This is a genomic window from Brevundimonas vesicularis NBRC 12165, assembly GCF_001592205.1.
Taxonomy (GTDB): Bacteria; Pseudomonadota; Alphaproteobacteria; order Caulobacterales; family Caulobacteraceae; genus Brevundimonas; species Brevundimonas vesicularis.
In genome coordinates this window covers 45,689-66,217 of sequence record NZ_BCWM01000003.1, presented here as the reverse complement: position 1 = coordinate 66,217, position 20,529 = coordinate 45,689, and the positions used below count along the sequence as shown (strand labels likewise).

The window sequence follows — 20,529 nt, the reverse complement described above, 5'->3', positions numbered from 1 at the left end:
CCTCCATCACGCCGCCGACCGCCGCAAACGGTTAGAGCATGACGAGAACAAATACGGAACACATGGACAGTCGCCAAACTGTGGACGAACGAAAAAGGGCCGGGCGATGCAACGCCCGGCCCTCTTCTTTCAGCATCGCGACGCGATCAGCTGTCGGCTTGCCAGCCGCCGGCCAGGGCGCGGAACAGGGCGATTTGATAGGTCGTGACCAGGGCGTCGGACTGAGCCAGGGCGGCGTCGGCCGCCGCCTGGGTGCGTTCGGCGTCGAGCACCAGCAAGAAGCTGTCGGCGCCGGCGTTGAAGCGCAGACGCGACAAGTCGGCGGCGCGGGCGGCCTGATCCCTGGCTTCGGTCAGGGCCGCACGGCGGTCCAGTTCGTTGGCGTAGTTGGACAGGGCCGTTTCCGTCTCTTGCAGGGCCGTCAGCACGGTCTGGTCGAAGGTCGCCAGCGCAGCATCCGAACGGGCGCCGGCGGCCTTGATCTGAGCGCGGGCGGCGAAGACGTTGGGGAAGGACCAGCTGATCAGCGGACCGAAGCTGAAGCGGAAGTTTTGGTCGTTGCCCAGTTCACCCGAGTCCAGCGCGGTGGAGCCGAAAGAGCCCCCCAGGCTGATCTGCGGAAACAGGTTGGCGGTCGCCACGTTCACGCGCGCGGCAGCGGCGGCCAGTTCGGCCTCGGCCTGGCGCACGTCGGGACGGCGGGCCAGAAGCGCCGCGCCATCGCCGACCGGGATCGGCTGGCTGAGCTGGGGCGGACGCACGCAGGCGGCGGCGGCCTGGCTGGCCTCGGCCGGGGTGCGGCCCGTCAGGGTCGCCAAGCGGAACAGCGCCTCGTTACGGGCCGCGCGCAGGGTCGGCAGGGTCGCCGCCGTCTGGGCGAGGGCCGCGCGGGCGCTGGCCACGTCCAGCCCCGTACCCGCCCCGCCGTCGAGCAGGGTCTGGGTCAGGTTGGCGGTGTTGCGTTGCAGCTCCAGCGTCCGTTCGGCCACCGCGATCTGCGCATTGGCCGAGCAGGTGTCGGCATAGGCGCGGGTCGTTTCGGCCGCGACCGTCACCTGGACCGTAGCCAGGGCGGCCTCGGCGGCGCGGGCGTCGGCGCGGGCGGCGCGGATGGTGGATTCCACCCGTCCGAACAGATCGACCTCATAGGCCGCCTGAATGCCGACGTCATAGGTGTCGATTTCGGGCGCGTCTTGCCCTGCGGGCAGGCCCTGGACCGTGGCGGCCGAGGCGCGGCTGCGCTGGGCCTGGGCGCTGGTCGTCGTGGTCGGGAAACGGCCGACGCGGGCCTCTGACAGCGACGCCCGGACCGCGCGCAGATTGGCGAAGGCGGCCTCGAGCTGGTTGTTCTCGGCGAAGGCCTGCTGGATCAAGGCGTCCAGCGTGGGGTCTTCGTACAGCCGCCACCAGTCGTCGCGCGCCGCAGCGGTCGAGACAGTGGGGCTGGCCGAGCCGACGAAGGCGCCTGTGCCGGCGACGGGCAGGTCGGCGACCGGCGCCTTGGGCCCGACCGCGCAGGCGGCCAGCAGGGCGCTGGAGGCTGCGGCGGTCAGGAAGCTGAGGGTCTTGTTGCGGGTCATCAGATGTCCCCTCCCCGGCCGGTCGCGGGCGCAGGCGCGTTCGGATCGGTCAGGTCGCTGGTTTCGTCATAACGCACGGGCCGGTCCGAAGGACGGTCAGGCGTCGGGGTCGGTTTCTTGCCTTGCGGCAGTTTCGAGGACAGCCAGCGGCTGACCACATAGAAGACCGGGGTGAAGATCAGGCCGAAGAAGGTCACGCCCAGCATGCCCGAGAAGACGGACGTGCCCAGCGATTGACGCATCTCGGCGCCCGGCCCCGAGGCCAGCATCAGCGGCACGACACCGAGGATGAAGGCGAAGGAGGTCATCAGGATCGGACGCAGGCGGGTCTTGGCGGCGGCGACCGCAGCCTCGAACCGGTTCATGCCCTGCTCTTCCTCGGCCTGTTTGGCGAACTCGACGATCAGGATGGCGTTCTTGGCCGCCAGGGCGATCAGAACGACGAGCCCGATCTGGACCAGAATGTTGTTGTCCAGGCCACGCAGGTTCACCCCGATTATGGCCGCCAGCAGACACATCGGCACGATCAGGATGACCGCCAGCGGAAGCGTGAACGCTTCGTACTGAGCCGCCAGCACCAGGAAGACGAACACCACCGCCATCAGGAAGATGACCGTCGCGCCGGAACCCGCCGCCTTCTGCTGATAGGCCAGACCCGTCCATTCGTAGGAGAAGCCCTGCGGCAGGGTCTGGGCGGCCATGGTTTCCATGACCTGCAGCGCCTCGCCGGAAGAGACCCCTGCCGCGGCGTTGCCCTGAAGCTCGGCCGCGGGGAACAGGTTGTAGCGCACGATCCGCGCCGGTCCGGAATCGTTGACCAGATTGGCCACCGACCCGATCGGCACCATGGCGCCCGTGGACGACTTGGTCTTCAGATTGGCGATGTCGGCGATGTCGTCGCGCGCCGTCGGCTCCGCCTGCGCCGTCACCCGGAAGGTGCGGCCCAGCATGTTGAAGTCGTTGACGTAGGACGAACCCAGATAGACGCCCAGGGTGTCGAAGACCGCGCTGGGTTGAACGCCCAGCATCAGCGCCTTGTCACGATCGACGTCGGCGGTCACGCGGGGCGAGGCCGTGTTGTAGGTCGAGAAGACCTGGCTGACCTCGGTCGGCTTCTGGGCGGCGGCGCCCATCATGGCGAAGGTCGCGCCTTCCAGCGGACGATAGCCGGCGCCTTCGCGGTCCTGGATCATCATCGAGAAGCCGTTGCCGGTGCCCAGACCCTGGACCGCCGGCGGGGCGATGACGAAGATCTGCGCGTCCTCGATCTGTCCGGTCGCCTGGGTGATGGCGCCGGCCAGGGCCGTGGCGGCCTCTTCCTTGGAGCGTTCCTCGAAGCCGTTCAGGCGCACGAAAATGGTGGCGGCGTTGGAGCCGAACGAGAAGCTGGAACCATCCAGACCGGCGAAGGCCACGGTGCCGTTCACCCCGGAAGTGCCCTGGATGATCTTGGTGGCGCGTTCCATCACCGCCTGGGTGCGATCCAGAGACGCGCCCGCCGGCAGTTGGATGACGCCGATCAGGAAGCCTTGGTCCTGTTCAGGGATAAAGCCCGAGGGGGTATCGACCAAGCGCCAGGCGGTCAGGCCCAGAAGACCGGCGTAGATGATCAGCACCAGACCGACCGTGCGCACCAGACGCGCGGTCAGGCGTCCGTAGCGATCCGACAGCCAGTCGAAACCCTCGTTGAACTTCCGCCCGGCCCAGCCGCCGTAATAGACGACCGTGCCCAGGACGCCCGGCTTGCGAGCGTGCTCGTGATCCTTCTTGTGCGGCTTCAGCAGCAGGGCGGCCATGGCCGGCGACAGCGTCAGGGACACGAACAACGAAATGACCGAGGCCGAGGCGATGACGACCGCGAACTGGCGATAGAAGATGCCGGGAATGCCGGGCACGAACATCGTCGGCACGAACACCGACACCAGCACCAGGCCGATGGCGATCAGGGCGCCGGAAACCTCCTGCATCGATCGATAGGCGGCCTCCTTGGGACTGAGCCCCTCACCGATGGCCCGCTCCACGTTCTCGACCACGACGATGGCGTCATCCACGACGATGCCGACCGCAAGGACCAGGGCGAACAGGGACAGGGAGTTGATCGAATAGCCCAGCGCTAGCTGCACCGCGAAGGTGCCGACCAGGGCGACGGGAATGGCGACGATGGGGATGATGGCCGCGCGCCAAGTCTGCAGGAAGACCATGACGACGATGATGACCAGGATGACGGCTTCGACCAGGGTGTGCTGAACCGACTCCACCGACGCGGCGACGAATTCGGTCGGGTTGTAGGGCACGTCCACCTTCATGCCGGCGGGCACTTCGGACTTCAGGGCCTCGACCTCTTTCAGGACGCGGTCGGCGGTGCCCAGGGCGTTGGCGCCCGGCTGCTGAACGATGGCGATGCCGACGCCGCGCTGGCCGTCGAAGAAGCCGCGGATGCCGTAATCCTGGGCGCCCAGTTCGATCCGCGCCACATCACGCAGATAGGTGACGCGTCCCTGAGCATCCGTCTTCAGGACGACGTTGGCGAACTCATTGGGATCGCTGAGACGACCTTGGACCTGGACCGGCAGTTGGAAGGCGGCCGCGCTGTTGGGGAACGGCGGCTGGCCGATGGAGCCGGCGGCGGCCTGGACGTTCTGGGCGCGCAGGGCGGAAACGATCTCGGGGCCCGTCAGACCGCGCTCGGCCGCCTTGGCCGGGTCGATCCAGACGCGCATCGAATAGTTGCCGCCGCCGAAGACCTGAACTGCGCCCACGCCCTCGATCCGCAGCAGACGGTCCCGCAGCGTGGAGTTGGCGTAGTTGCCGACATAATCGTTATCCAGCGTGCCGTCGGGCGACGTCAGGCCCAGGATCATCAGGAAGCCGCTCTCGGCCTTGTTGACCACGACGCCGGTCTGGCGAACCGCCTCTGGAAGGCGGGGTTCGGCCAAGGCCACCCGGTTCTGGACCAGCACCTGAGCGGAATCCAGGTCTGTGCCGGGCTGGAAGGTCACGGTGATGGCCACCGCCCCGTCCGATGTGGACGAGGAGGAGATGTAGAGCATGTTCTCGACGCCGTTCACCTCCTGCTCGATGGGGGCGGCGACGGTTTCGGCCAGGGTCTCGGCCGAGGCGCCGGGATAGGCGGCGTTGATGGTGATCGTCGGCGGCGCGATCTCCGGGTACTGCGACAGCGGCAGCAGCGGATAGGCGGCGATGCCGATGATGGAGATCACCACCGCGATCACGGCCGCGAAAATCGGCCGGTCGATGAAGAAGCGGGAGATGTTCATGGCTTAGCCGGCCGGCAGGCTGTTGGCGAAGGAAGCGCTGGACGCGGGCGCCGCCTGGGTGACGGGCGCCTGGGACGCATCGCCGGCGACGGGTTCGATCTTGCCGTTCTTGGGCGTGACCTTGGAGCCCGGCTGGGCGGCGCGTTGCAGACCCGCGATGATGACGCGGTCAGTCGGGGCCAAGCCCGAACGGACGACGCGCAAGCCCTGCACGATCGGGCCGAGCTGAACGGCCTTGTTCGTCACTGTGCCGTCGGCGTTGACCACGGCGACGGTGCGGCGGGCCTGATCGGTGCCGATGGCCGAATCCGGGACGAGCAGGGCGTCATAGGCGCCGGCGCCTGCGACTTGGGCGCTGCCGAACATGCCGGGGCGCAGGAAGCCGTCGGCGTTGGGCAGGATGGCGCGCAGACGGATCACGCCCGAGGCGGTGTCCACGGCGTTGTCCGAGAAGTCGAGACGGCCGGTATGCTTGTAGGTGCTTTCGTCCTGCAGGCGCACATTGACGACCGCGCCCTGATTGGCGCCGCCCTGACGCAGGTATTTCAGCAGGACCGCTTCCGAGCCGTCGAAGACGAAGTGGATCGGGCCGCCCGAGATGATGGTGGTCAGGATGTCGCCGGCTGACGAACCGCCTGCGATGACATTGCCCGGATCGACGCGACGGTCGGACACGCGACCCGAGGTCGGCGCGGTGACGCGGGTGTATTCCAGGTTCAGGCGGGCATTGCGAACGGCGGCGTTGCCGGCCGCCAGATTGGCTTGGGCCGCATCGACGGCCGCCTTGTTGGAATCATATTCAGCCTTGGACACGGCTTGCGAGGCCAGCAGGGCCTCGCTGCGGGCCAGGTTGGCGCGGGCCAGCGACAGTTGCGACTGGGCCTGGGCCACCTGGGCCTGAGCCTGCGCCAGCGCGGCCTGGGCCGGGCGCGGATCCAGGGTGAACAGCAGTTGGCCCTTCTGGACCATCTGACCGTCGCGGAAGTGAACCGCCTGGATATAACCGCCGACGCGGGCGCGCACGTCCACGCTCTCAACCGCTTCGAAGCGCCCGGTGAACTCGTCCCAATCCCGCACCTGCTGCTTCAGCGGCACAGCCACCGTCACGGGCGGCGCGCCTTGTGCGGGCGCCTCTGCCTTTGGGGAACAACCATAAAGCGCACCCGTCACCATGACGGATACCGCCGCAATCTTCAGCCCGCGCATCTGCGCATCTCCCTGTCGGAGGTAAATCCCTGTCGTGCGGACAGAGGCCGATGGGGAGTCGGCCTTGTCAACGCGTGGTGACTTAATGGTCGGAGCCGTGGCGCTTGTCAACAGACGTTGACAAAGCCATATGTGATCTACGGTTATTGTCTGTGGAGTGTCATCACCTTGTTATGTCCCGGCCCACGCCCGAGAAACGCCGCCGCCACGCGCACGGCCATTCTCGATGCTGCGCGCGAGAGATTCGCGGCCGAGAGCTATGACGATGTGGGCATGCGCGACATCGCCCGCGACGTGGGCGTCGATGCGGCCCTGATCAGCCGCTACTTCGGCTCCAAGGACGATTTGTTCCTCGCCGCGCTGGACAGCTGCGGCGACGGCAGCGCGCTTATGCAGGGTGAAAAGGGCGAGTTCGGCCGGCGCGTGGCGCACGAGATCGTCTTCGAACCCAAGAAGGCCGAAAAGCTGAAGGGCATGTCGATCATGTTGCGCTCCATCGGCTCGGCCAAGGCGTCGGAGATGGTTCAGAACACCTGCACCCAGCGGTTCTTCGGTCCGCTGGAGGAATGGCTGAGCGGGCCGGACGCCACGGTCCGCGCGCGTCTCCTGGCCGGCTTCATCATGGGCATGTCGGTCAGTCGCGAACTGGGCGGCGGCAGCTTCAACATTGAACCCGCCCAATGTGAGGAGATGCGCGACCGCCTGGCGCCCATTCTTCAGTCGCTGATCGACGGCTGACCCCATCGCCGAAATGAAAAAGGGCGCGGAGGCTGACCTCCGCGCCCTTTGTCTTGTCTGACGATCAGCCTCAGTGGGAGGCGGTCGAGGTCACTTCGGTCCGCGCCTTGGTGCGGATGCAGCCGATGGCGAAGATGGTCAGGCCGACGTAGCCCAGCATCGGCACGATGAAGGCGGGCTGAAGCTTGCCGGCCGCATCGGCGATATGCGCCGCGACTTGAGGCAGCAGAGCGCCGCCGATGATGCCGAACACCAGCAGGCCCGACGTCGCCGACGTCGGGGCGGTCGAGCGCTCCAGCGTCAAGGTGAAGATGGTGGGGAACATGATCGAGTTGAACAGGCCGATCGACAGGACAGCGTAGGCCGCCGTCGGGCCGCCGATCTGGCTGACGGTCAGGCACAGGACGGCCGCCGCGACGGTGCAGCAGGCAAGGACGATGCCGGGGCGCACCTTGGTCAGCACGGCCGAGCCGATGAAGCGGCCGACCATGGCGCCGCCCCAGTACAGGGCGACCATCTTGCCCGCCGTCTCGATGGGGGCGTTCAGGATGTCGGGGCTTTCCAGGAAGTTGGTCAGCATGCCGCCGATGGCGACTTCGGAACCAACGTAGAGGAAGATGGCCAGGGCGCCGAACACGGCCCAGGGCGACGACATGGCCTTCAAGGGCGAAACCGCATTGTGCGATTCGGGCGCCGCCGCATTGATCTTCTTGCGCGCGGTGAAGATGAAGACGGCGATCAAGGCGAAGAAGGCGCCCATGCCCAGGAAGGCCATGTCGATGCTGCGCAGCGACTGGGTGCGGGTTGCGGCGGTCACCACAGCGCCAGCGGCGAAGACGCCGCCCGTCAGCAGGACGTGCGAGCCTAGCCAGGGGCCGACGGTCGTACCCAGCGAGTTGAAGGCCTGCGACAGGTTCAGACGGCTGGAGGCGCCCTTGGGGCTGCCCAGCTCGGCGACCAGCGGGTTGGCCGCGACCTGCAGCAGGGTGACGCCGGAGGCGATGACGAACAGGGCGATCAGGACGCCGGGATACCAGTCGGCGGCGGTGGCGGCCGGCACGATCAAGCAGCCCGCGACCATGACGATGAGGGCGCCGATGATCGAGCGGCTGTAGCCCAGCTTGCTGAGGACGGAGGCCGCCGGCAGGGACATCAGCCCGTAGGCGATGAACCAGGCGAAGGTGGTCAGGAAGGCCTCGGCGTTGTTCAGGTCGAACACCCGCTTAACCGCCGCGATCAACGGGTCGATCAGCGAGGTCGCAAAGCCCCAGGCGAAGAACAGCGTGGTGACATAGGCGAAGGCCAGGCCTGCGCCCTGGCGTTTTCCGGCGTCCGGAACGGTCATGAATAATCCCCCAGTGAGATCGAACGGCCGCGCTGTGATCGCGCGGTTCTCATCCTGCTTGGTTCGGACATCGCGAAAGGCGCGTCCAGCCGAAAAGCGCGCTCTGTAACGAAACTTTCCCGCCGGGCCGGGGCGCAGGCAAAGAAAAGGGCCGCCTCGCGAACGCGGCGGCCCAAGTTTGCTCAGAAGAGAGAGGGGAAATCAGAACTTGTAGTTCAGCCCGACGGCGAAGGTGCGGCCGTAGTGCTGATAGTCGATGGTCCGGCGCTCATCGCCGTTCTCGAAGGTCTTGAACGGCTCGTCGGTCAGGTTGTTGACCTGAGCCAGAACCGACAGGCCTTCCAGCGGACCGGACTGGAACTCATAGCCGACCTGGGCGTCGACCACGGTTTCCGCCGCGACCGAACGCAGGGTGCGGCCGTTGCCGAAGCCGGCGACTTCGCCCAGGTAATCCGAGCGATAGCGGGCCGAAATCCGCGACTGGAAGCCGTAGCGCTCATAATAGAGAGAGCCGTTGATCACGTTCTCCGACAGACCCGGCAGGGCGGTCGGCGCTTGGGTGGGGTCAGGCCGCACTTCGCTGTCCGTGGTCGAGGCGCTGAATTGGGCGCCAAAACCCTCCAGGTCCGGATGGAAGATGTCGAACGGCGCCGAGATCGAAAGCTCCAGACCCTTGATCCAACCGCCTTCGCCATTTTCCGGGGTCGAAAGAGTGCCCAGATTGGTCACAGGCGTAATACCCCCCGTCGGATAACCGCTGAAATCGAAAAGACGGTTGTAGCTATAAACGTAGCTTTCCAAGTTCTTGTAGAAGGCGGCCAGCGAGACGTAGCCCTTGCGATTGGCGAAGTATTTCTCGAAGGAGAGGTCCACCACGTCCGCGATATAGGGCATCAAAGTAGGATTGCCGCCACCGCCGCCCCACGGCGAGTTTTTGGCGGGGTCGGGCGTTCCGTTATTCTTGCCCGCGTCGAATGAGAAGTTACGCGACGCACGCATGTCGTCCATCCGCGGACGCGCCAGTGTACGCGCAGCTGCGAAACGCACGAAGGCGTCGTCGGCGACCTGCAGAATGAAGTTCGAACTCGGCAGGACTTCAAGATACTTGGCGCCGCCTTGAAGATTGGCGACAGCAGCCACGCCTTGGCTCAACTGCTGGGCCTCGAAGCCTTGGCCCGCTTGGTCCGTGTAGACGAACTGCATACCAACATTGCCGGTCAGCGGCAGGCCGAAGAGATTGTGGTCAATGTTGGCACGGACATAAGAGGTTGAAACCTTCTCGGTCACCGACCAGTTGCCAGCTGCAACATCAGCGTTCGGATTACGGATACGATCCAGCGCGCCGCTGTTGACCAAGCCTAAGGCATCGTAGCTCAGGACCTGCGAGATACCCAGATACCCCAAATCGGTCGGGTCCAGCAGGAATGCGCTAGGCACGGTCAGATCGCCGCCGCCGGGGACACCGAGATAGAACTGGTCGTTGACGAAGCTCTTCTGACGCTCGGTGTAGTTAAAACCGAAATCGATCGACTTGAAAGGGCTCTGATGCAGTTGGCGCGTAACAGAGAAGCGCGCGCCCTTGATCTCGTCCTCGATGGAAGGAGTGTTCATATAGCCGGCCTGACCGCCGGTAATAACGTCGCCGCCCCAGCCTTGCGGGCTGGTGATGCGGATCAGGTTCGGATCGGCATAATTCAAACGGCTGGTGAAGCGAGTGACGCCGTCGTCGGTCAGTTCAAAGCCCAAGGTATCCAGCGCGCCGTTGATATTGCGGCCGGTGCCGGCGTTTGTTTCCAGGATGATGTCGTTACGCTCGACCTTCGAATAGCTGAGGTCCAGATTCGCCGACCAGTCGTCGCTGAGCGTGAATTCGGTGTTCCAGCCTAAAGCGGTGATGTTGCTGTCGCGCTTGTTCAGGTCGTTACGGACGACGCCCTTGATGTTGTCCCAGGTGCCGGCGACGATGAGGCCATCTTCGACGGTGTAACCGGGACGCAGCGACGGTGCCGGACGGCAGACCGCCGAGGGGACGTTCACGGTGCAATTGCCGGCCGAACCACCCCATGCCAGCGGGAATTCGATGCCGCGCAGAACCTGGGTGTTCTTGAACTCGGAATAGAAGGCGTCGATCGTGGAGTGGATGCGGTCGTTCGGACGCCATTCCAGCACGCCCATATAGCCGTCACGCTCCAGCTCCGACGACATCACATAGGGCTTCACGCCGCCGGTCAGCAGATTGCCGTCCGTGTAGTTGGGATAGCCCCAGGCGTTGAAGCGCTCGGACTGATAGGGCGAGCTCATGTGAGCGTAGCCCAAGGCCACGCCTAGCGTACCGTCAAGGAACTGGTCGATGTAGGAGATGGTGTAGCGGTCGCCGTTGTCGGTCGTGCCTGAGTTCAGGGCGCCGATCTCGTTCCACTCGTGGCGGTAGTTCATGGCGATGGCTTGGCGGCCGTAGGCCAGCGGGCGAACGGTGCGCAGGTCGACGGTGCCGCCCAGACCTTGACCAATCAGAGCCGCGTCCGGGGTCTTGTAGACGACGACGCTGTTCAGCAGTTCGGCGGGGAACTGGTCGAACTCGACGCCGCGGTTGTCGCCGGTGGTGACCAGTTCGCGCCCATTCAGCAGGGCGGTGGTGAAGTCGGGGCCCAAGCCACGGATGGAGATCGCCTGGCTGCGGCCGTCGAGGCGCTGCATCGTCACGCCCGGCAGGCGCGCCAGGGATTCGGCGATCGAGACGTCCGGCAGCTTGCCGATGTCTTCAGCTGAGATGACTTCGACGATCGAGGTGTTGTTGGCCTTGGCCGAGATCGCGGCTTCGATCGAACGGCGAATGCCGGTGACGACGATTTCGCCGACTTCGGTGGCCTGGTCGTCGGCCTGCGCCGTCGTGGCGGGCGCGGTTTGTGCGTGGGCCGAGCCGACCGCCATCAGGGCGGCTGCGCCGAAGGCGACGCCGGATAGCAGGCGCGCGCGCCGGTTGAGACGTTGGAACATGGTCATCCTCCCTGGGGCTGACCGCGATTCTGAACGTCGCGATCTGAAGCCGTCGCAAAAATATGCAAATCTTTTGGAATGTTGCAAGCAGTTAATGCGGAGGTCTGATTTCCGTCGCACTTCCGTCTGGGGCATAGCCTGCCAGGGCGCCAAAATGTGCGGTTTCGCGCTGTGTTCATGACGCATCGCAGCATTTCAGCGACGCGTTGACAGCCCCGCACATTGCTGCAAAATCTTGCAAATCGATCTGGAAGGCTTTGCACTTTCCAGACGCAAGGGAGTGAGCGTCATGGCGAGGGGAGCCCCCAGAAGGGCCGGACTGCACGCGGCGATGGCGGCGGCGGCTGTGCTGAGCAGCTTTGCATTGCCGACGACGGCGCAAACCCGCCAGGCCGAAGACGCCCTGTCAGCCCTGCGTCAACGCCTTCCTCAGGACGAGGTGATCTACTTCCTGCTGCCGGATCGCTTCGCCAATGGCGATGCCACGAACGACCACGGCGGTTATACCGCTGACCGGCTGAAGAGCGGGTTCGATCCGGCCGATACCGATTTTTATCATGGCGGCGACCTGGCCGGGGTGACCCAACAGCTGGACTATATCCAGGGGCTGGGCGCGACGGCGGTCTGGTTGGCGCCCGTGTTCAAGAACAAGCCGGTGCAGAGCCATGGCGGCTACACCGGCGCGGCGCACCACGGCTACTGGATCACCGACTTCACCGCCGTCGATCCGCACTTCGGCGACGAGGCTGCGATGCGCGCCCTGGTCGAGGCGGCCCATGCGCGCGGCATGAAGGTCTATCTGGACATCGTCGCCAACCACACCGCCGACGTCATCCAGTATCGCGAATGCCCTAAAGGCCGCTGCGCCTATCGCAGTCGCGCCGACTATCCCTACACCCGTCGCGGCGGCGTCGACGGTGCGCCGATCAATGAAGGCTTCGACGGTCGCGACTTCTCGCGCCTGACCCGGGCCGACTACGCCTATACGCCCTATGTCCCGGCCGGCGAGGAGAACGCCAAGGTTCCGGCCTGGCTGAACGATCCGATCCACTATCATAACCGGGGCGAGAGCACCTTCACCGGCGAAAGCAGCCTGGACGGCGACTTCGCCGGGCTGGACGACCTGCTGACCGAGGACCCGGTGGTCATCCAGGGCATGATCGACATCTTCGGCGGCTGGATCGACAAATACGGCATCGACGGCTTCCGCATCGATACCGCCCGCCATGTGAACCCGGGCTTCTGGCAGGCCTTCATCCCCGCCATGATCGCCCGCGCCGAGGCCAAGGGCATCCCGAACTTCCACATCTTCGGCGAGGTCTATGATCCTGATCCGGCGGTGACGGCGCGGTTCACGCGGGTCGACGGCTATCCGGCGGTGCTGGACTTCCCGTTCCAGAAGCAAGCGACCGATGTGGCGGCCGGCAAGGTCGGGACCGACGCCCTGGCCAAGCTGTTCGACGCCGACACGATCTATGACAAGGGCGCCGAGACCGCCGCCATCCTGCCGACCTTCCTGGGCAACCATGACATGGGCCGGGTCGGCTTCTTCGTGAAACAGGCCAATCCGAACGCCGACGACGCCGAGGTGCTGGCGCGTATCAAACTGGCCCATGCCCTGATGATGTTCAGCCGGGGCGTTCCCACGCTCTATTACGGGGATGAACAGGGCTTCGCCGGCGCGGGCGGATACGGAAACTCACGCCAGGACATGTGGCCCAGCCGCACGCCGGTCTATGCGAACGAGACGCCCGTCGGCGGTCGCCAGCCGGCCTATTCCACGGACGCCCCCCTCTACCAGGCGATCGCAGAGATGACCCGCATCCGCGCCGCAGAGCCGGCCCTGCGACGCGGCCGTCAGGTCGTGCGCGCCTATGGTGACAAGCCCGGTCTGTTCGCCCTGTCGCGCGTCGGCGAGGACGGATCGGAGATCCTGGCCCTGTTCAACACCTCCACTGCGCCCGTCGCCGCTCATGTCGAGGTGGAGCCCGGCTCGCTGCGGTGGCAAGCTCTGCGCGGCGATTGCGCACCCGAATCCTCCGCACCCGCCAGCGTCGCCGTTCGCGTGCCTCCCCTCGATTACCTCGTCTGCAAGAGCGTGCCGTGACTGCCCTGCCCCTCGATCTTTCCACGGCTGACGCCGCCCCCGCATTGGCGCACGACTGGTGGCGCGGGGCGGTGCTGTATCAGATCTATCCGCGCAGCTTCGCCGACTCCAACGACGACGGCGTCGGCGATCTGAAGGGGATCACCCAGCACCTCGACCACGTCGCCTCCCTAGGCGTCGATGGCGTCTGGCTGTCGCCCTTCTTCACGTCGCCGATGAAGGACTTCGGCTATGACGTGTCGGACTACTGCGACGTCGATCCGATTTTCGGCACATTGGCCGACTTCGACGCCCTGATCGCGCGCGCCCATGCCCTGGGGCTGAAGGTCGTCATCGATCAGGTGTTTTCGCACACCTCGGACGAACATCCCTGGTTCACCGACAGCCGCGCCAGCCGAAACGGCGACCACGCCGACTGGTATGTCTGGGCCGACGCCAAGCCGGACGGCTCGCCGCCGTCGAACTGGCAGTCGGTGTTCGGCGGCCCAGCCTGGACCTGGGACGCGCGGCGCGGCCAGTACTACATGCACAACTTCCTGGCCTCCCAGCCTCAGCTGAACGTCAGAAACCCGGCGGTTCAGGACGCCCTGATCGCGGCGGCGCGTTTCTGGCTGGATCGGGGAGTGGACGGCTTCCGTCTGGATGCGATCAACTTCGCCATCCACGATCCGTCCCTGCGCGACAATCCGCCGATCCAGGACGGCAAGAAGCGCACGCGGCCGTTCGACTTCCAGGACAAGATCTATAACCAGTCCCACCCGGACATCATCGGCTTCTTGAACCGCATCCGCGCCCTGACCGACAGCTATGAAGGCCGGTTCACGGTGGCGGAGGTCGGCGGCGATCACGCCGATCGCGAGATGAAGGAATTCACCGCCGGGAACGACCGTCTGCACTCGGCCTACGGCTTCCTCTATCTCTACGCCGATACTCTGAAGAGCGAACTGATCGGCGTGGGCGATGGAATGTGGCCGGATCAGCAGGGCGAGGGCTGGCCGTCCTGGACCTTCTCCAACCACGATGCGCCGCGCGCCGTGTCGCGTTGGGCCCAGGGCCGGGACGAGAAGGCCTTCTCGGAAATGGCCATGCTGCTGCTGATGTGCCTGCGCGGCAATGTCTTCGTCTATCAGGGCGAAGAGTTGGGCCTGCCTCAGGCCGAGGTGCCGTTCGAGCGGCTGGTCGATCCCGAGGCCATCGCCAACTGGCCCGAGACACTGGGCCGCGACGGCGCCCGGACGCCAATCCCCTGGGTGGCCTCGGCGGCCAACGCCGGCTTCTCGACGGTCGAGCCCTGGCTGCCGGTCGATCCGCGCCATCTGTCGCTGGCCGTGGATGCGCAGGAGGCGGACCCGACCTCGATCCTGCACGCCGCGCGCCGCATCATCGCCCTGCGTCAGGCCCATCCGGCGTTGCGGACCGGAGGGCTGGAGATCGAGAGCGCGGGCGACCTGTTGGTCTTCCGCCGGTTCGAACGGGCCGGGGGCGGCGAGCGTCTGCTGTGCGTGTTCAACCTGGGTTTCGAGGCCTTGGACTGGTCCGCGCCTACCGGCGCGCGCCGGATCGCGGCGGTCAACTGGACCGAGGCGGACGGATCGACGCTGAGGCCGCTGGCCGGGCTGATCTTCGCCGACGCCGGATGACGGGGTCAGCCGCCGCAGGTCTCGCGAACGATCAACTCGGTCGGAACGCGCTCGGAACGCCCTGCTGCGGCGCCGCCGTGGTCCAGCAGTTTGGACACCATCAACCGGCCGGCCTTCATCGTGTCCTGGGCGATGGTGCTGAGCGCCGGGCGCGAGTAGCGGCTGAACGGCACATTGTCGAAGCCGATAACCGAGACCTGGCCCGGCACTTCGACGCCGGCGTGCAACAGGGCGCGCACGGCGCCCAGGGCGATCTGGTCGGACGCGGCTACGACGCCATCGAAATCCAGGCCGCGTCGGATCAGGGCGTCCACGGCGGCCTCGGCGGATTCGACTTCGAAATGCGCAGGCACGATGAGGTCGGCGTCCACGTCCAACGCGCTCTGGCTCATGGCGTCCAGATAGCCGCGATGACGCTGCATGGCCTCGGGCGGATCCAGATCGCCCAGGAAGACGATGCGCTTTCGCCCCAGCCGCGCCAGATGAAGCGTCGCGCGACGTCCGCCCGAGATGTTGTCCGAGCCGATGGAGCAATAGTCCTGGTCGGGCAGTTCGGCGCCCCAGACGACGAAACGATGATCGGCGTCGACCAGCCGGTTGAAGGCCGAATGCAGGCTGGATTGGCCCAGGAAGATCACGCCATCCGCCCGGCTGGTGTTCAGCGCCGCCGACAGCTCGTCATAGTTGGCGGGCGAGATATGGCTCATCAGCAGGTCGCAGCCGCGTTCGCGCGCCGCCTCGCCGACTCCGGCCAGAAGCTCCAGGAAGAAGGGGTCGCTGAGGCGCCCTTCGCGCCCCTGCGGACGCGGCACGACCAAGGCGATCGTGCCCTGGGCGCCGATCGGACCGGCGGGCATGTGGCGGCGGAACGGATAATCGTGTTCTTTGGCCAGCTTCCAGATCGTCTGTTTGGTGCGATCGTTGACGGCGGGGCTGTCGTTCAGGGCGCGCGAGGCGGTGGCGATGGACACGCCGGCCAGGCGCGCGATGTCTTCCAGACGGGTTGTCTTGCGGCTCAAGGTCGCGGGTCCTCACAGCAGCATGGTGAAGCTGCAAAATTTTCTGCAAATATTTCAGCCACCGTTCGCGGCGGTTGGCAAGAGGCGGCGTAACGGAGTTCCCATGATGCAGCGCAGATCCTTCCTGGCCCTTGGCGGCGTGTCGATCCTGGCTCTGGGGGCGACGGGCGCGCGCGCCCAGACCGCGCCGAACCATGCCCGGGCGTCCTCGCCCGGCGGCGTGCTGACGGTCGAGGCCTTCACCGACAACGACGGGCGGCCGATGTATTCGGTGCTGCGTCAGGGCCGGGTCGTGGTGGCGCCGTCCAAGCTGGGCTTCCTCTTGACCGACGCGCCGGCCATCGAGCGCAGCCTGGCCCTGACCGCAGGCCAGCCGGTCACGGTCGACGACACTTGGGAGCAGCCGTGGGGCGAGCGCCAGTTCATCCGCAACCACTACAATGAATGGCGCGTCGCCTATGCCGAGACCGGCGGCCTGCGACGCCGCGTGGACGTGGTCTTCCGCCTGTACGACGACGGTCTGGGCTTCCGCTATGAGTTCCCGCAGCAGGCTGGCCTGACCACCGTCCGCATCGGTTCGGAAATCACCGAGTTCAATCTGGCCGAAAACGGCGAGGCCCTGTGGTGCCCGGCCTGGGAATGGAACCGCGAGGAATATCTCTATAGCCGCACGCCCATCGATGCGGTCGGCAGCGCCCAGACGCCGATGACGGTTCGGGGCCAGTCGGGCCTGCACGTCTCGATCCACGAGGCCGCCTGCATCGACTATGCGGGGATGAACCTGCGCCGGTCGGAGGAAACGAAGTTTCGCGCTCAACTGACGCCGGGCCTGACCAATGCGGCGGTGGTGCGCGCGGCGCCGTTCAACACGCCCTGGCGGACCCTGCAAATCTCCGACAGCGCCGCGGGCCTGCTGGATTCCAGCCTGATCCTGAACCTGAACGAGCCCAACAAGCTGGGCGACGTCAGCTGGTTCAAGCCGATGAAATACGTCGGCGTCTGGTGGGAGATGCACCTGGACCTGAAGACCTGGAACTCCGGGCCCAAGCACGGCGCGACCACCGAAAATGCGATCAAACACATCGACTTCGCCGCCAAGCACGGGCTGGGCGGGGTACTGGTCGAAGGCTGGAACAAGGGCTGGGACGGCCAGTGGTTCGCCAACGGCGCGGACTTCAGCTTCACCGAGGCCTATCCCGACTTCGACATCGAAGCGGTCTGCGCCCACGCGCGGTCCAAGGGCGTGCAACTGATCGGCCACCACGAGACCGGCGGCAACGCCTTCCACTATGAGCAGCAGCTCGAACCGGCCATGGCCCTGTATGAACGCCTCGGCGTCCATTCGGTGAAGACGGGCTACGTCGCCGACGCGCAAGGCGCCCGCGTCGCCGGGCCGGACGGACAGATGGTCATGGCCTGGCACGAGAGCCAGGCGATGGCCCAGCACCACATGCGCGTGGTCGAGGCTGGCTATCGCCACGAGGTCGCCATCAACGCTCACGAGCCGTTCAAGGACACCGGCCTTCGCCGCACCTATCCGAACATCATCAGCCGCGAGGGCCAGCGCGGGATGGAATATTCGGCCTGGGGCAATCCCGGCAATCCGCCCGAGCATGAGCCGAACCTGGTGTTCACCCGCCTGCTGGCCGGGCCGATGGACTATACGCCCGGCATCTTCGGCATGGAGACGCGCAGCCCCGGCGGCGTGCAGACGACTTGGGCTAAGCAACTGGCGCTCTATGTCGTGATCTACAGCCCGATCCAGATGGCGGCGGACCTGCTGGTCAACTATGAGGCCAACCCCGGCCCGTTCCAGTTCATCAAGGATGTGCCGGTCGACTGGAGCGAGAGCCGCACGCTGGACGCCGCCATGGGCGACTATGTCGTCACGGTTCGCAAGCAGCGCGGCACGGATGTCTGGGCCCTGGGCGCCGTCACCGACGAGCATCCGCGCGTGCTGAAGGCCCCGCTCGATTTCCTGGACGCCGGGCGTCGATATCGGGCCGAAATCTATCGCGATGGGCCCAACGCCGACTATCGCGGCAAGCGCGAGGACATCGTCATCGAGCAGCGCGAGGTGACGTCGTCTGACACCCTGACCCTGGCGCTGGCCCCCGGCGGCGGTCAGGCCATCCGGTTCGTGCCGGTCGGCCGGGCGCGACGCGGATGACCCTGCTCTCGCACCGCCCGCGCCTGTCCGGCCTGGCGATCTGGAACATGTGCGTCGGCTTCTTCGGCATCCAGATCGGCTTCGGCCTGCAGAACGCAAACACCAGCCGGATCTTCCAGACGCTGGGTGCCGAGGTCGACAGCCTGGCGATCCTGTGGATCGCCGCGCCGCTGACGGGTCTGCTGGTCCAGCCGATCATCGGCCATTTCAGCGACAAGACCTGGACCCGCTTCGGCCGGCGGCGACCCTATTTCCTGGTCGGGGCCATCGCCACCACCCTGGCCTTGATCGCCATGCCCAACAGCCCCAGCCTGTGGTTCGCCGCGGCCATGCTGTGGATCATGGACGCGTCGATCAACATCACCATGGAGCCGTTCCGCGCCTTCGTCGGCGATAACCTTCCGGAGGAGCAGCGCACCGCCGGCTATGCGATGCAGAGCTTCTTCATCGGCGCCGGCGCGGTCTTCGCCTCGCTCCTGCCGTGGCTGTTGTCCAACGTCTTCGATATCGCCTCAACCGCCGAGGCGGGCGTGGTGCCCCTGTCGGTCAAGATCGCCTTCTACGTCGGCGCCGCCGGCCTGTTCTCGGCCGTGCTGTGGACGGTGCTTTCTACCAAGGAATACAGCCCCGAACAGATCGCGGCCTTCGAACGCGCCCGAGACGGCGCGCCGACCGCGCCCGTCGAGGCCGAAGCGCCAGCCCGCAGCGTCCAGGGCTGGATGACATCGGGCCTGGTGAGCGCCGTGCTCGGCGGACTGGGTTTCGTGCTGATCGGCGCGCTCGATCTGGAGAAGGAGCTGCTGATCCTGGCCGGCTTCTTCGCCGGGTTCGGCCTGCTCCAGATCGCCGTCGGCATGATGCAGCGACGCCGCATCACCAACGCCGCGACCGAAATCCTGAACGACATCTTCCGCATGCCCGAGACGATGCGCGGCCTGGCCGTGGTTCAGTTCTTCAGCTGGTTCGCCCTGTTCGCCATGTGGATCTACACCACCGCCGCCGTGACCCGCGTCCATTACGGCGCGACCGACACCACCTCGGCCGCCTACGCCACGGGCGCGGACTGGGTGGGGGTTCTGTTCGGGGTCTATAATGGCGTGGCGGCCCTGGCGGCCTTCACCCTGCCGGTGCTGGCCAAGCGCATCGGCCGCAAGGCGACCCACGCCCTGATGCTGCTGCTGGGCGCGGCGGGTCTGTTCGGCGTCTTCGCCATCCGCGAGCCGGGCCTTTTGTGGCTGCCGATGATCGGCGTCGGTTTCGCCTGGGCGTCGATCGTCTCCATGCCCTACGCCATCCTGTCGGCGGCGGTGCCGGACCGAAAGATGGGCGTCTATATGGGCGTCTTCAACATCTTCATCGTCGTGCCTCAGCTGCTGGCCGCCACGGTTCTGGGCCTGATCCTGAAGACCCTGTTCGACGGCCAGGCCATATGGGCCCTGGTGCTGGGCGCCGTCTCCTTCGTTCTGGCCGCCGCCAGCGCGCTGATGGTCAAGGAGCATCGCGGATGAACCGTCGGGGTCTTCTGGCCCTCATGGCCGCCCTGCCCTTCGCCGGCGCGGCGCGTGCCGAGGGTGCCCTCGCGGGCGGGCGGTTGGTGCTGCATGAGGCGGTCGCGTCGGCCCATGTGAAGGCGCGCAACGTCTCGGTCTGGCTGCCGCCCGGATATGAGGCGTCCGACGCCGCCTGGCCTGTTCTCTACATGCACGACGGCCAGAACCTGTTCGATCCGGCCACGGCCAACTTCGGCGAATGGGGCGTCGACGAACATCTGACGCGGCTGATCGAAAGCGGTCAGGTGCGGACGCCGATCGTGGTGGGGATTTGGAACACCGACCTGCGGCTGAGGGAATATGTCCCCGCCGACCTGATCGCCGCCCTGCCCGCCGACATGCGCGACGAGGTCCAGGCCATTTACGGCGGCCCGTCCTTGTCCGACGGCTATCTGCGGTTCCTAATCGAGGAGTTGAAGCCCTTCATCGACGGCGCCTACCGCACCCTCAGCGGGCCGCTGGACACGATGATCGCCGGCTCCAGCATGGGCGGCCTGATCTCGATGTATGCGGTGATGAAACAGCCGCAGGTCTTTTCCGCCGCCGCCTGTCTGTCCACCCATTGGCCGCTGAAGGTCGAAGGGCTTGAGCCCGGCGCGACGCTGGACGCCTGGCGCGAACGCCTGGTCGCGGCCTGGACCGGCGTGATCGAACGCGGCCTGCCCGCGCCGGGCGACCACCGCTTCTATTTCGACCGGGGCGACGAGACGCTGGATCAGTTCTACGCCGTCTTCCAGACCCAGGTAGATCAGAGCTTCCGCCGTCGAGGCTATGGCCCCGGTGACTTCCGCAGCCTGGTTTTCCCCGGCGCGCAGCACAATGAAGCGTCCTGGAACCAGCGCCTGGACGTGCCTCTGACCTTCCTTCTTTCCCCCGCCCCCACGCGCAACCCGTGAGGA

At 66.2% G+C, this 20,529-nt stretch carries 12 protein-coding genes; 6 read left to right on the top strand and 6 right to left on the bottom strand.

From position 1 onward, the window contains the following. Window positions 1-146 precede the first annotated feature (146 nt). Genes BVE01S_RS03315 through BVE01S_RS03305 form a run of 3 tightly spaced genes read right to left on the bottom strand, consistent with a single transcriptional unit; the run spans window position 147 to window position 6,064 of the window. Window positions 147-1,580, bottom strand: coding sequence for an efflux transporter outer membrane subunit (locus BVE01S_RS03315; protein ID WP_066624282.1), 1,434 nt, complete (start codon window positions 1,578-1,580; stop codon window positions 147-149). After that, the gene (locus BVE01S_RS03310; RefSeq protein WP_066624279.1) at window positions 1,580-4,858 is read right to left on the bottom strand and encodes an efflux RND transporter permease subunit; all 3,279 of its coding nucleotides are present in this window, start codon (window positions 4,856-4,858) and stop codon (window positions 1,580-1,582) included. The genes BVE01S_RS03315 and BVE01S_RS03310 overlap by 1 nt, the downstream gene beginning before the upstream one ends. A 3-nt stretch (window positions 4,859-4,861) precedes the next feature. Then, window positions 4,862-6,064: an efflux RND transporter periplasmic adaptor subunit gene (locus BVE01S_RS03305; RefSeq protein WP_039244573.1), complete on the bottom strand. Its 1,203-nt coding sequence runs from the start codon at window positions 6,062-6,064 to the stop codon at window positions 4,862-4,864. 132 nt (window positions 6,065-6,196) lie between these two features. Here BVE01S_RS03305 and BVE01S_RS03300 point away from each other — a divergent pair, with 132 nt between their 5' ends. Beyond that, on the top strand, window positions 6,197-6,802 hold the full coding sequence (locus BVE01S_RS03300) for a TetR/AcrR family transcriptional regulator (RefSeq protein WP_280513205.1): 606 nt from the start codon (window positions 6,197-6,199) through the stop codon (window positions 6,800-6,802). A gap of 70 nt (window positions 6,803-6,872) precedes the next feature. On the opposite strand, the gene BVE01S_RS03295 is transcribed toward BVE01S_RS03300, so the two are convergent. Continuing rightward, entirely contained in the window at window positions 6,873-8,147 is a 1,275-nt protein-coding gene (locus BVE01S_RS03295; protein ID WP_066624257.1) for a sugar MFS transporter, read from the bottom strand. Window positions 8,148-8,348: 201 nt separating this feature from the next. Continuing rightward, on the bottom strand, window positions 8,349-11,144 hold the full coding sequence (locus BVE01S_RS03290) for a TonB-dependent receptor (protein WP_205678475.1): 2,796 nt from the start codon (window positions 11,142-11,144) through the stop codon (window positions 8,349-8,351). 289 nt (window positions 11,145-11,433) lie between these two features. Between BVE01S_RS03290 and BVE01S_RS03285 the strand changes: the two genes are divergently transcribed. Beyond that, window positions 11,434-13,251 (top strand): alpha-amylase family glycosyl hydrolase, encoded by a 1,818-nt coding sequence (locus BVE01S_RS03285; RefSeq protein ID WP_084375259.1) that lies wholly within the window; start codon window positions 11,434-11,436, stop codon window positions 13,249-13,251. Next, window positions 13,248-14,891 (top strand): alpha-amylase family glycosyl hydrolase, encoded by a 1,644-nt coding sequence (locus BVE01S_RS03280; protein ID WP_240612059.1) that lies wholly within the window; start codon window positions 13,248-13,250, stop codon window positions 14,889-14,891. Before BVE01S_RS03285 ends, BVE01S_RS03280 begins: the two co-directional genes overlap by 4 nt. A 5-nt stretch (window positions 14,892-14,896) precedes the next feature. On the opposite strand, the gene BVE01S_RS03275 is transcribed toward BVE01S_RS03280, so the two are convergent. Further along, a complete protein-coding gene (locus tag BVE01S_RS03275) occupies window positions 14,897-15,910 on the bottom strand; it encodes a LacI family DNA-binding transcriptional regulator (RefSeq protein WP_066552349.1) in 1,014 nt (337 codons plus the stop codon). Window positions 15,911-16,016: 106 nt separating this feature from the next. Between BVE01S_RS03275 and BVE01S_RS03270 the strand changes: the two genes are divergently transcribed. From BVE01S_RS03270 to BVE01S_RS03260, 3 genes are read left to right on the top strand one after another with little or no spacing between them, the layout of a single operon-like run. Then, a complete protein-coding gene (locus BVE01S_RS03270) occupies window positions 16,017-18,080 on the top strand; it encodes a glycoside hydrolase family 97 protein (RefSeq protein WP_244878348.1) in 2,064 nt (687 codons plus the stop codon). After that, complete coding sequence (locus BVE01S_RS03265; protein ID WP_066624247.1) at window positions 18,077-19,588, top strand: MFS transporter; 1,512 nt, start codon at window positions 18,077-18,079, stop codon at window positions 19,586-19,588. Before BVE01S_RS03270 ends, BVE01S_RS03265 begins: the two co-directional genes overlap by 4 nt. Next, window positions 19,585-20,526 carry an alpha/beta hydrolase gene (locus tag BVE01S_RS03260; protein ID WP_066624245.1) on the top strand — a complete coding sequence of 314 codons (942 nt, stop codon included), beginning with the start codon at window positions 19,585-19,587 and terminating at the stop codon, window positions 20,524-20,526. Before BVE01S_RS03265 ends, BVE01S_RS03260 begins: the two co-directional genes overlap by 4 nt. The last annotated feature ends 3 nt before the right edge of the window (window positions 20,527-20,529 follow it).